We start from the raw sequence: 11,754 nt of genomic DNA on the forward strand, positions 1-11,754 counted from the left end.
CCCACAAGTTTTTTTAGGCCCGGATTAACCCGGGCCTAGGCTTCCCCGTCCCCCTCTTCCGATCGGGCCAGGATGAACAGTAAATCTGACAGGCGGTTCATATACCGCAGTACCTTGGGGGACACCGTCTCCTGCCTGGCCACAGTAACCAGTCGGCGTTCAGCCCGGCGGCACACTGTGCGGGCTATATCGAGTTTTGCAGACACCGGATTTGCCCCGGGGATGATAAACCCCCGCATGGGATGCTTTTCCTCAATTTCGTGGAGCCACGCGGTAAGCCGCTCAGGCTCCACAGCGCCGCCCCCGGGCAGTATGGAAGCCTCCTTCCCGGCTGACGCCCCGGCGCCATCCGGAACATCCAGGGCCGTCGCCAGTACAAAAAGGTCCCGCTGTACCGAGTCGATAATCGTCTTAGTCCGTTCCAATAGGGCTGCGGCTTTCGCATCCCCTAAAAAAGAGTTGAGCTCGTCCAGGGTACCGATAAATTCAACCCGGGGGTGATCCTTAGGGACCCATGTCCCGGCAAGAAGTTCCGTGCTGCCGTCATCGCCAAGACCGGTAGAAATACTCATAGTTTACCTCACAGTGTTTGGGGAAGGGATTTTAAAAAGGCGTCCAGGCTTCCGGCTTCCGAAAATTGTCCCTGAAAGAAGGAAGGCCCCCCGCCCCCCTTGCCGCCAAATTTTTCCATAGGCTCCTTTAACAGGGGCCGTATATCAAATGTTTTTACCGAACAGAGGCCGGCGAATTTTCCGTCCCCCGGGGATGCCGCCACTAATACTGCGGCGGTGAATTTTTGTGCTGCCCTGGCTATGCGTAAAACCTCTTCCATGTCTGCGCCGGGGAAAGATTCAACCAGCACCCGCCCTTCCCCGGTATTTCCGGCGCCGGCTTCAGCCCCTCCTAGGGACCGGGCAGCCGGGTCACCCAGAAGCCCGGCCTTGCGGAGCCATTCTTCAGCCCGGCCCAGGGCGGCCTCCTCTTCCAAAGCCTTAAGCCGCCGCTCAAGGGCGGCAGTCCGTTCCAGTAACGCCAGGCTTGCTAGGCCGGTTTCCGCAAGCGGAACCTTGAGGGCCCGGGAAACGATCTCCCCATTGCGCCGCAGTATACGGCTGTCCCGGAGCACCCGCCGGCCCGCAATAAAACTAACCCGGATCATGCCCTTGTACTTTTCAGCCCCCAGGATGCGGAGCATCCCGATTTTCCCGGTGGATCCCAGGTGGGTTCCACAGCAGGGCGAAAAATCGTTCCCCTGAATCTCCACCACCCGGATCACTTCTTCCCCCTTGGGCGGAACCTTCCGCAGGGGGAAGTCTTCCACCTGTTCCGGGGGACAGCAGTGGATGATCACCGGATGGTCTTCTTCAATGGCGTCCGCTACCGCCTCTTCAACCTTAACCAGGGTTTCCTCAGACAGTTCTTTGGTATCCACATCGATGGTACACGGATGGGACTCACCCGCAGCCTCATCCCCCAAGTGCATGGACACCGTGTACGCCCCGGTTAGCCTGAGTATGGTCCCGGACAGGAGGTGCTGGGCAGTATGGAGTACCGTAAAATCCCTGCGCCGCACCCTGTCAACACACAATTCCGCTGGGCCCGGGTTTAGCCGCTCTGCATCCGCGGCATTTATTATATGGAAGATTTCTTCGTTTTTTTCCAGCACATCCAGTACGGGAAACCCATTAATGGTTCCCCGGTCGCCGGGCTGCCCTCCCCCCTCGGGGTAAAAAACCGTGGCGTCCAGAATGAGCGCCGCCTTGTCCTCATAGGGCCGGATTTCCAGAATAGTTGCGGTAAAGGAATCCCCAGGGGGGACATCGTAATAAGCCTTTCGGGTTTCCATGGGCACTCCTGTTGGCTTCCACTTTTTACTGTAATACCCAGAATGTCAAGAAGCAAATTCACCGGCTGCGGGGCCCTAAAACCTGAAAAAATCCCCCCGGCACCTTCACCTCAAATTCCATGAGCTTCCCGTCATGGGGGTGGTGAAATACCAGCACTTCCGCGTGGAGGCAAAGCCGTTTCAGGGGATTTGTCTTTGCCCCGTATTTAGGGTCCCCCGCCACAGGATGACCCAGATGGGCCAGGTGGGCGCGGATCTGGTTGCGGCGGCCGGTTTCCAGTTCCAGGGACAGGAGGGAAAAACCGTTGCCCGCCTTCAGGAGCTTCCAATGGGTAATGGCCCGCCATGTTTTCGATGCAGCTCCGTTTTGCTGCCCACCCCGGACCACCACAACCCGACCCCGGCTATCCTCACCCAAGGGCGCGTCGATGATCCCCTGGGCTTCGGCAAACTCACCCTCAGCCAGGGCAAGGTAGCGCCGTTCCTCTACCGTCTCATCCCAGTGTTCCATAAGTTTCCGCTTGACCGCTTCGGACTTGGCAAAAAGCATGACCCCCGAAGTATCCCGGTCCAGCCGGTGAACCACCGCAGCCCTGCGCTTTTCCCCCTTTTTGCGGAGGTATTCCGAGAGTATCCAGTAGGCGGTTTTTTCCCGTTCCGATCCTGTGGCAATGGAGAGCAGTCCCGGGGGCTTATCTGCCACCAGGATATCCCGATCCTCGTAGATGAGAACCAGGCCCTGGGCCAGAGTGCGGGGATAGGCAGGTTTCATGACAGCCTAAGCACAGGTCCAGAGACCCAGCGCAGGATTGCTGATATAGTAGATTTCCTCTCCGTCAATTGTATTGTAACCTTCTTTTAGTTTTGCTGTGTCATAACAGGCAGCAGCTTCATTATAGGGCATATAGTCAAAGGCTGCGCCCCGCACTTCTTCTTCACTCAGTAATGCCGTGCAGTACACCACACGGAATTTACCCTCGGAAGAACCGTGGATAAGGTGGGCCGCCACAGACATATTGTTCTGTAGATCTTCTTCGGTCTCCATGAGGGCCAGCACTTTTTCCCGGCCAATGTAGCCATATTTGCGGATCAGGGCGTCATTCCCCTGATCCTCCCCAAATTTCCGCACCCCCGGCGCAAGGATGATGAGTTCCCCGCCCTCCGCCATGGCCATCCTGGCCCGGTATATAGCCTTGTTCCCCAGCCAGGTACTTTTAAATTCCCGGGGGTCAAGGAAAACAATCGCTTTTTTGATGGGCCGCTCCAGCACGGTAAGGTTCTTTTCCCGGGAAAGGCTTACCGCCTGCTCAAAGAGACTGCGGTCCCGGCCTATATAAAGGCCGTGGATGCGGGCAATATCATGCTCAACCGTAGTAACGGTAAGCACATAAAGCACAGGAATGTTTTTCAGAAAACGTTCATCCGCATAGTCAAACACCTTGCGAACCGGGGAAAAATCCTTTCCCATAAGACGCTCCATACCCCAGCGCACCCCGAGCATGTGGGATGAATTGATCATACTGTAACCGCCGCAGCCGACAAAAATATTCTTGGAATAGTTTGCCATACCCACAACCTCATGGGGCACCACCTGGCCCACAGAAATGATGCAGTCGTAGGAAGGATCAACGATGTGGGTATTCACCTCCACATCGATCTTAGTGGTAAACAGCCCGTCGGATACTTCGGACACAAAGGACGCCGGAACTTCCCCAAGCTTAACCACATCGGTACGCCAATTATGGACTATCAGCTTTTCATGGGGGATGGCCCCTTCAAAAAAGGCCTCGCACTCCGCGGGGCTCATAGGCTCATGGGTACCCAGGGCGGGCATGACATCAACTTCAGAGCGATCCTTTAAAAGCCTATAGTACAGGGCGGTGATTTTTCCCGCCCCGGAATACATCCGGGTATAATCCGGGGGCAACAACAGTACCCTGCGAAGTTGCTTCCCCTCAAGGGACTTTTCAAGCGCATTTCGCAGGGCCCCTTCATCCAGTCCTTCATCGCTCAGTAGTACCATTAGCGTTCCACCCTCTGTTTTACTTAGCCCGATTTTTGGAGGCGTCTATCAGTATAGGGTGAATTTCCGGAACCTTCAAGCTACATTAATTGCCTCCGGCTTCTGCGCGTTGACAAACAGCCCTAAAACCCCCTATCATTAAGCTATTATGGATAAAAATACATTAAAGGGACGATCCCTGCTCACCTGGCTTGATTATTCCGAAGAGGAAATTCGCTATTTTCTTGATTTGTCAAAGCAAGTCAAGGAAGAAAAAAAGCGGGGGGAACTTCATCAGCGTTTTACTGGGAAAACAATTGCCCTGCTTTTTGAAAAGCGCTCTACCCGGACCCGCTGTGCCTTTGAAACATCCATAGGGGAGGAAGGGGGGCATCCGGTGTTCCTTTCCACTGCGGACATACAGCTGGGGGAAAAGGAATCCGTGGAAGATACCTCCCGTGTCCTGGGCCGTATGTTCAGCGCCATCCAATTCCGGGGCTTCAAACAGTCCACCGTGGAGACCCTGGCTAAATTTTCCGGGGTGCCGGTGTACAACGGGCTTACCGACAATTTTCACCCCACCCAAGTCCTGGCGGACATCATGACTATCGAAGAAAATTTTGGTTCCTCCAGGGGAAAGAAACTCTGCTTTGTGGGGGACGGGAGAAACAATGTGGCCCGTTCCCTGATGGTGATTTGTGCAAAACTGGGGGTCCACTTTACCATTGTCACCCCCCCTGCCCTCATGCCCGATCCGGCGCTGGTCAAAACCTGCGAAACCCTGGCCGCTGCCGCCGGTTCAAAAATACTGATCACCGCCGATACTGCGGCGGTCGAAGGGGCCCATGCCCTATACACCGATGTATGGGCATCCATGGGGGAAGAGGCGGTAAAGGCGGAACGGGTTAAACAGCTCAGCCCCTTCCAGGTTAACCAGGACCTTATGGCTAAGACCGGCCTCAAGGAAACTATCTTCCTCCATTGCCTGCCGGCCATACGGGGCGAAGAGGTTACTGCCGCCGTCATTGACGGAAATCAAACCCGGGTTTGGGATGAGGCGGAAAACCGCAAACACACTATCAAAGCAATAATGCTGGGGACCCTCGGCCTGGCCTGAGGTTTCCGTAAAACTAAGCCAGGGAATCCCTAAAAATTAACCGGGCTTTTAGGGATTCCCTCTATGTATCTGCGCTGCACATAGCCTGAGCTAAAAGCCCGGAGCAGGGCGCTGTATTTAAGGGTAAAGGCCACCACATCACCTACCTGATAATGTTTTTCAGAAGCGCTTATATCCAGTATGAGGTGATCCGAACTGGCGCCGAGTATGGCTATACTTAAGTCCTCTGGAAACATATTTTCAGTGTCCACATCCTGTTTACCCACTGCGAGTATGGCCCGTTTGATCAGCCCCAGGTCCTTAAAAACGGGGCATTTCCCAAAGGCGTCCTTTCCGCTTTCCCCCTCAGGCAGGGAAGGTTTTGTCTGCACTTCGATAATCTGGGCTTCCAGCTTTACCCCATCACTATAAGTGTTTTCAATCCGGGAGCCGTAGGCGGTTTCAGTTCCCAGGACAAAGGATTCCCCCAAACGTAAATTGTTTATCCCCTGGGGAATTTCTCCCTTTTCGATCAGGTAATAAGAACTGGAATTACCCCCGGAAACTATTGCCGGCTTAATACCAAAGTGTTCATGGATACGGTCTGCCCAGGATACCAGAATAGAAAGGTTATCCATTTTCGGAATAATGGCCCCATAACAGGTCAAGTTGGTTCCCAGGCCTAACAGTTCCAGGTGTTTCATCCGGCTGATTTCATCAACTGTCCTGAGTATCTTTTCCTCCTCCTTATAAAAAAGCCCCTCTCGAAGATCCCCCAAATCGATCATCAGCAGGGCCTGATGAATTTTCCCCTGCCTCGCAGCCTCGTCATTCAGAAGCCCCAGGGTTTCTATTTCCGAATTCATGCTTACATCCGTACAACGGATTACATCGGGTATCTCACATTTCTGGGGAAGCCGGAGAAGTACCGTTTTTTTACCACTTCCGGCATAGGTTTTTATGTTTTTAATCCGGGAATCCGCAAGATAATCCACAGCGGAGTGGGAGAGCAGCATTTCCGTGATCTCAGGATCCGCGCAGAATGACTTTGTCACAATCATTAACGAACAGCCTGAGCCTTTTACCGAAGCGGAAAGGGTTTCCAGGTTTTGTCGTAATTTTCCTATATTAATAGAAAGGAGGGGGTACGCTGCCTGATCCATAGGAGTACTATCAAATGCCATTAAAATACCTCTTGTTTGAAATATACAAAAAAACCCGTAAAATTTCCATGCGATGTTTGTAAAAAATTACGAATTTATGAAAAATTACACAACAGTATTATTAATAATTATTTTTCTTGACTTCGCAGAAAAGATGTAAGAAGATTACTAATAAGTATGCGAGGCGATTCCAAAATACAAAAATATTTTACCCGTAAGGGAAAGCTCTTAGGAAATTAACCTAAAGAGAAAAAGAAAATAGGAAGGCAAAAATGCAAAATGTGAAGGTTATTATCTGGGGACTGGGGGCCATGGGCTCCGGTATGGCGGAAATGCTTTTGGGGAAGAAAGGGGTGGACATTGTCGGCGTAGTCGGCAGGCCCGATAAAGAAGGCAAGAGTATGTATGATTTTCTTTCGATAAAAAGAGGAAATCTGCCTGATGTGATCATCGGCTCTCCTGAAGCGGTGATTACCGAAAAAGCCGCAGATGTGGTGCTGCTCTGTACCGATTCATTCACCGCAAAAGCTTTTGAACGAATACAGTTCATTCTGGAAAAAAATATCAACTGTATTACCAGCGCAGAAGAAATGTCCTATCCCAAGGCTAAGGAACCGGAGCTGGCTAAAAAAATTGACGAAATTGCCAGGGCCAACGGCGTATCGGTCCTCGGCACAGGGATCAACCCCGGGCTGATCATGGACCTCCTGGTTATCACCATGACCGGTTGTTGCAAAGAAGTGGAGCATATCACATCCCGGCGGATCAACAGCCTGTCCCCCTTTGGGCCAGCGGTTATGGAAGAGCAGGGCATAGGTATCACCCCTGAGTCATTCCGGGCCAATGTTAAGACCGGGGAGCTTTCCGGGCACGTAGGATTTTCCGAATCCATCAGCATGATTGCCGATGCCATAGGCTGGAAGCTGAACGATATTAAGCAATCCATGGAACCCATTGTTACAAGTGTTGACCGCAAGTCCCCCTACGGATTCGCCAAAGCAGGAAATGTAGCGGGCTGCGCTATGAAGGGTTACGGGTACGTTGATGGGGATATGAAAATCGAAATGGATCATCCCCAGCAAATCGAACCGGAACAGGTGGGGGTCAAGACCGGGGACTATGTGATCATCCGGGGTACCCCAAATATCAACATGATCAATTCTCCGGAAGTTCCCGGGGGCATAGGTACCATCGCCATGTGCGTCAACATGATTCCCCAAATCATCAACGCCAGGCCCGGGCTCCAGACCATGATCACCCTGCCTGTTCCCCGGGCTATCATGGGGGATATGAGGGATATGATATCCGAAGAGGCAAAAATCGTAAAATGAGAAAAAATATGGTTAATAAAGGTACCTGGGTTCTGATTCACAAGGTTGTTCTTGAACCCCGGGAGCGGGCTTCCCAGATTCCTGCAGATACTAAAAAGGTACCCCTGGAAATGTGGATAAAAGGCCGGCTCCAAAAAGACACAATGATAAGAAAAGAAGCGGAAATACTAACACGGACAGGCCGTAAAGAGACAGGAACACTGCTGGAAGAAAACCCCACTTACTGGCATGATTTCGGCGAATTTATGCCCGAACTGCTGGCTATAAGCGATCAGGTGCGGGAACTGGTATTCGGAGGGAAAAAATAGTGGTAGGAAACAGAGATTATACATCGGTCATGGCGAGGAAAGGAGAGATAATGAAACGGTCTGTGGGCATAGACTACAGCGCCTTTGAAAGCGGATCCATTGCCTTTGACTATGAAGGGATGATGCGGGAAACGGGGTATACCTTGGAGGAAATAATAAAAATTCAGTCCCGTGCCCATGTAGGAAACACCCCTATTATCGAGCTCCGGAATTTGACCGCCCTGGCCAGAAAATGCGCCAAGCCCGGTTTCGGCGCACGGATACTGATCAAGGACGAGGCCGCCAACCCCTCGGGAAGCTTCAAGGCCCGGCGGGCTGCCACCGCCATCTACCATGCTAAAAAGCACGGCTTTAAGGGGGTTATTTCCGCCACCAGCGGAAACTACGGCGCCGCCGTGGCCTCCCAGGCGGCTATGGCCGGGCTCAAGTGCATCGTAGTGCAGGAATGCTATGACTCCAAGGGACTCGGGCAGCCTGAGATTATCGAGAAGGCCCGGAAGTGCGAAGCCCTGGGAGCCGAGGTGGTTCAGCTTTCCGTGGGGCCGGAACTGTTTTACAAGTTCCTCCTGCTGCTGGAAGATACGGGTTACTTCAACGCGTCCCTGTACACCCCCTTCGGCATTGCGGGGATAGAAACCCTGGGTTACGAAATCGCCACTCAGTTTCAGGAAAAATACGGCCGCTGCCCGGACATGGTGGTCTGTACCAACGCCGGTGGGGGCAATGTAACTGGTACTGCCCGGGGTCTCCTGAAAGCACGAGCCGACAGTATTGTTGTGGGGGCCAGTGTAAATTTGGCAGGACTGCACATGGCCTCGGACAGGCAGTTTAACAGAAAGTCCTTTACCACCGGCCATACCGGGTTCGGGGTACCCTTTGCCTCCTGGCCTGACCGCTCTGATGTGCCCCGCTCGGCGGCCCGGCCCCTGCGTTACATGGATCGCTACGTGACCATCACCCAGGGCTCGGTATTCTACATAACCGAAGCCCTAGCAAGCCTTGAGGGGCTGGAAAAGGGACCCGCAGGAAACACTTCCCTGGCGGCGGCTTTTGCCCTGGCCCAGCACATGCTCAAGGACCAGCTGATCCTGGTACAGGAAACCGAGTACACCGGGGCGGGCAAACATGTACAGCCCCAGCTTTCCTTTGCCCGGGAAAACGGGATCGAGGTGGCATTCGGGGACCCCAAGGACGAGGTGCCCGGGGAAAACCTGATCCTCCCCTCCCACCCCGCCCTGATCAAGGCCACCGATGTGGACCTGGATCATATACGCAGTTCCTTGATCAAAACTGCCCTGGCCGGCGGGAAGGTCCCCACTGAAGGGGATATAAAGTTCCTGGCAGAGGAAACCAGAAAGGACGAAGCCTTTGTCAAGGCAATCATTGCGAAATTACAGGAAGATTAGGGAGTAAATATGAAACGACAGGATGATTTCACTGAAAGGCGAAAGCACTTAGCCACTCTTAATGATGAAGAACTGTACCGGCATTTCTGGGAACTGACTGCCAAAGTGGTGGACCCCCTTCTGGAATTGGGTAAAAAAAATACCTCCCCTTCTATAGAACGATCAGTATTACTGCGCATGGGATTTTCATCCCCAGACACTAAGGCTATCGTGGAGGGGTGCATAGACCAGGAGCTTTTGGGGAAAGGGGCCGGCCATGTAGTCTATAGGCTTTCCAAATTAAAAAATATTTCCATAAATGAAGCCGGCGCTATGCTGGCTGCGGGGCAGGGCTGGAATGATGCTGTTGCCCTGTTTAAGGCATAAAGGAGCGGCGGAATGGAGAAAAACACTTTAAAACCTAACAAAAAACTGGACATAGAAAACCTGCTCCATGACCTGGACAAATACCAGCCCAGGCGCAGGGGCTGGACCTGGCGGAAAAGCGCGCCTGACCTTGAGATGGGCCCCTTCAAATACCGGGACGCCTCCGCCCCTTTAACAAACGGAGTATCCCTGCCCTCAGCAAAATACTTCGGCGCTATTGATCCCCAGCCCCTGCCGGTGATCACCACGGAAATTGCCTCAGGGCGCTTTGAGGATGATATACGCAGGATGAGGATGGCGGCCTGGCATGGAGCGGACCACATCATGGTTATCCGCACCGCCGGGCAGTCCCACATTGACGGGCTCATGGAAGGCACACCCCAGGGGGTAGGGGGGGTGCCCATCACCCGGAAACAGGTCCGGGCCCAGAGAAAGGCCCTGGACCTTATTGAAGATGAGGTGGGCCGGCCCATCAATTACCATTCCTACGTGTCCGGTGTTGCAGGGCCGGAAGTGGCAGTTATGTTCGCCGAAGAAGGGATCAACGGCGCCCACCAGGACCCCCAGTACAATGTGCTATACAGAAATATTAACATGGTCCGATCCTTTGTGGATGCCTGCGAATCGAAAAAGATCATGGCCTGGGCGAACATGGCCCAGATCGACGGGGCCCACAACGCCAACGCTACTGCCCGGGAAGCCTGGAAGGTGATGCCGGAACTCATTGTGCAGCACGCCATCAACAGCCTTTTCTCCGCGAAGGTGGGTATTGAAAAATCCAATATCTGCCTATCCACGGTTCCCCCTACAGCGCCCCCGGCGCCCTGTGTGTTCATGGACCTGCCCTATGCGGTGGCACTTCGGGATCTCTGCGGGGAATACCGCATGAGGGCCCAGATGAACACTAAATATATGGAAGCCTCCGCCCGGGAGAACACGGTGACCCATGTGCTGAACATGCTGGTCTCCAAATTGACCAGCGCGGATATACAGTCCACCATCACCCCCGACGAGGGCCGGAACGTACCCTGGCACATCTACAACATCGAAGCCTGCGATACGGCGAAACAAACCTTCATGGGCCTGGATGGCCTCATGGACATGGTGGAGCTGAAAAAAGACGGGCCCCTGACAGAAAAAGCCCGGGAGATCAAAGAGCGGGCCTGCCTCTTTATGGAAGAAATTCTGGAAGCCGGGGGCTACTTCAAGGCGGTGGAAGGGGGATTCTTCGTGGATTCAGGCTGCTACCCCGAACGGAACGGGGACGCCATCATCCGCAAGGCCGACGCCGGGGTCGGAGAAGGGACCATCTACGAACGGGACGAAGACTACTTCGCCCCGGTGACCGCCCACTACGGGTACAATAACGTTGCCCAGTACGATCCTGCAGCTGTTAGTAATCCTGCACTCCTTATCGGCGGCTGTACCTTTGAGAACCCGGAAAAGATCGTCTATATCGACGAACTGGACCCCACGGACAACGTTAGTGTCAGGATGGCGGAAAACGCCAAATACCGGAATACCAATCTGCTCAAGCCGGAAATGGAATGGTCCGCCGACGGCGTTGTGATGGTCAATTTGTTCCTCCCCGCAGAACGGCGGGTCGCAGAAGCGGCGGCCCTGGAATTTGCCGCCGGAATGAACCTCATGGACCCTGAGATAATCAACCTGGAGGTCCTGCAGGAAGCGGAGGGGGTCCGCATTGAGCTCAAGGGCAAACTGCCCTTTGATGTTGATATCAGCAAGCTCCATATCCCCCCGGTACAGGAGGTACTGTCCAGAGAGGAGATCCGCGCCGATGTGGCCACTCATCCCCTCAGGGTGGTCTGCGGAACCGTGGGGGAGGACGAACATTCCGTAGGTATGCGGGAGATCATCGACATCAAGCACGGGGGCATCGAAGGTTTCGGCATAGAGGTCCACTATCTGGGAACTTCGGTGCCCGTAGAAAAACTGGTGGATGCCGCCATTGAGCTGAATGCAGAGGCACTGCTGGCTTCTACCATCATCAGCCACGATGATATTCACTACAAGAGCATGAAGCGCATCCACGAACTGGCGGTGGAAAAGGGGATCCGTGACAAGATAGCCCTGATAGCCGGGGGTACCCAGGTGGTTCCCAAACTGGCGGTAAACGCCGGAATGGACGCCGGTTTCGGCAGGGGCTGTCACGGCATTGATGTGGCAACTTTTCTGATCAAACACCGCCGTGAAAAACGGCAGAAAAACTAAGAGC

Annotated in this window: 11 protein-coding genes; 6 read left to right on the forward strand and 5 right to left on the reverse strand. The window is 53.7% G+C overall.

Annotated features, from left to right (window positions below; all coding sequences use genetic code 11):
* Positions 1–35 precede the first annotated feature (35 nt).
* Genes TREPR_RS12675 through TREPR_RS12690 form a run of 4 tightly spaced genes read right to left on the reverse strand, consistent with a single transcriptional unit; the run spans position 36 to position 3,869 of the window.
* Entirely contained in the window at positions 36–572 is a 537-nt protein-coding gene (locus tag TREPR_RS12675; RefSeq protein WP_015708720.1) for a cob(I)yrinic acid a,c-diamide adenosyltransferase, read from the reverse strand.
* Between the two features lie 8 nt (positions 573–580).
* Complete coding sequence (locus TREPR_RS12680; protein ID WP_015708721.1) at positions 581–1,846, reverse strand: alanyl-tRNA editing protein; 1,266 nt, start codon at positions 1,844–1,846, stop codon at positions 581–583.
* A gap of 58 nt (positions 1,847–1,904) precedes the next feature.
* Entirely contained in the window at positions 1,905–2,618 is a 714-nt protein-coding gene (locus TREPR_RS12685) for an RluA family pseudouridine synthase (protein WP_015708722.1), read from the reverse strand.
* 6 nt (positions 2,619–2,624) lie between these two features.
* Complete coding sequence (locus TREPR_RS12690) at positions 2,625–3,869, reverse strand: nickel-dependent putative hexonate epimerase (protein WP_015708723.1); 1,245 nt, start codon at positions 3,867–3,869, stop codon at positions 2,625–2,627.
* A 148-nt stretch (positions 3,870–4,017) separates the two neighbouring features.
* Here TREPR_RS12690 and argF point away from each other — a divergent pair, with 148 nt between their 5' ends.
* Positions 4,018–4,965 (forward strand): ornithine carbamoyltransferase, encoded by a 948-nt coding sequence (argF, locus tag TREPR_RS12695; protein ID WP_015708724.1) that lies wholly within the window; start codon positions 4,018–4,020, stop codon positions 4,963–4,965.
* A 29-nt stretch (positions 4,966–4,994) separates the two neighbouring features.
* Here argF and orr read toward each other — a convergent pair whose 3' ends face one another.
* On the reverse strand, positions 4,995–6,128 hold the full coding sequence (orr, locus tag TREPR_RS12700) for an ornithine racemase Orr (protein ID WP_015708725.1): 1,134 nt from the start codon (positions 6,126–6,128) through the stop codon (positions 4,995–4,997).
* 251 nt (positions 6,129–6,379) lie between these two features.
* Between orr and ord the strand changes: the two genes are divergently transcribed.
* Genes ord through oraE form a run of 5 tightly spaced genes read left to right on the forward strand, consistent with a single transcriptional unit; the run spans position 6,380 to position 11,750 of the window.
* Positions 6,380–7,438: a 2,4-diaminopentanoate dehydrogenase gene (ord, locus tag TREPR_RS12705; protein WP_015708726.1), complete on the forward strand. Its 1,059-nt coding sequence runs from the start codon at positions 6,380–6,382 to the stop codon at positions 7,436–7,438.
* A gap of 8 nt (positions 7,439–7,446) precedes the next feature.
* Complete coding sequence (gene ortA / locus TREPR_RS12710) at positions 7,447–7,746, forward strand: 2-amino-4-oxopentanoate thiolase subunit OrtA (RefSeq protein WP_015708727.1); 300 nt, start codon at positions 7,447–7,449, stop codon at positions 7,744–7,746.
* Positions 7,746–9,152, forward strand: a complete 1,407-nt coding sequence (gene ortB, locus TREPR_RS12715; protein WP_201765742.1) for a 2-amino-4-oxopentanoate thiolase subunit OrtB — start codon at positions 7,746–7,748, stop codon at positions 9,150–9,152. Before ortA ends, ortB begins: the two co-directional genes overlap by 1 nt.
* 9 nt (positions 9,153–9,161) lie before the next feature.
* Positions 9,162–9,518, forward strand: a complete 357-nt coding sequence (locus tag TREPR_RS12720; protein WP_015708729.1) for an ornithine aminomutase subunit alpha — start codon at positions 9,162–9,164, stop codon at positions 9,516–9,518.
* 12 nt (positions 9,519–9,530) lie between these two features.
* Positions 9,531–11,750 (forward strand): D-ornithine 4,5-aminomutase subunit OraE, encoded by a 2,220-nt coding sequence (gene oraE / locus TREPR_RS12725; protein ID WP_015708730.1) that lies wholly within the window; start codon positions 9,531–9,533, stop codon positions 11,748–11,750.
* Positions 11,751–11,754: the final 4 nt, after the last annotated feature.

Source organism: Treponema primitia ZAS-2, from assembly GCF_000214375.1.
In the GTDB taxonomy this organism is placed as follows: Bacteria; Spirochaetota; Spirochaetia; order Treponematales; family Breznakiellaceae; genus Termitinema; species Termitinema primitia.

Coding starts and splice junctions, on each gene's coding strand:
- ortA (WP_015708727.1), top strand. CDS start 7,447: ATGGTTAATAAAGGTACCTGGGTTCTGATTCACAAGGTTGTTCTTGAA.
- TREPR_RS12720 (WP_015708729.1), top strand. CDS start 9,162: ATGAAACGACAGGATGATTTCACTGAAAGGCGAAAGCACTTAGCCACT.
- argF (WP_015708724.1), top strand. CDS start 4,018: ATGGATAAAAATACATTAAAGGGACGATCCCTGCTCACCTGGCTTGAT.
- TREPR_RS12680 (WP_015708721.1), bottom strand. CDS start 1,846: ATGGAAACCCGAAAGGCTTATTACGATGTCCCCCCTGGGGATTCCTTT.
- TREPR_RS12675 (WP_015708720.1), bottom strand. CDS start 572: ATGAGTATTTCTACCGGTCTTGGCGATGACGGCAGCACGGAACTTCTT.
- oraE (WP_015708730.1), top strand. CDS start 9,531: ATGGAGAAAAACACTTTAAAACCTAACAAAAAACTGGACATAGAAAAC.
- TREPR_RS12690 (WP_015708723.1), bottom strand. CDS start 3,869: ATGGTACTACTGAGCGATGAAGGACTGGATGAAGGGGCCCTGCGAAAT.
- TREPR_RS12685 (WP_015708722.1), bottom strand. CDS start 2,618: ATGAAACCTGCCTATCCCCGCACTCTGGCCCAGGGCCTGGTTCTCATC.
- ord (WP_015708726.1), top strand. CDS start 6,380: ATGCAAAATGTGAAGGTTATTATCTGGGGACTGGGGGCCATGGGCTCC.
- orr (WP_015708725.1), bottom strand. CDS start 6,128: ATGGCATTTGATAGTACTCCTATGGATCAGGCAGCGTACCCCCTCCTT.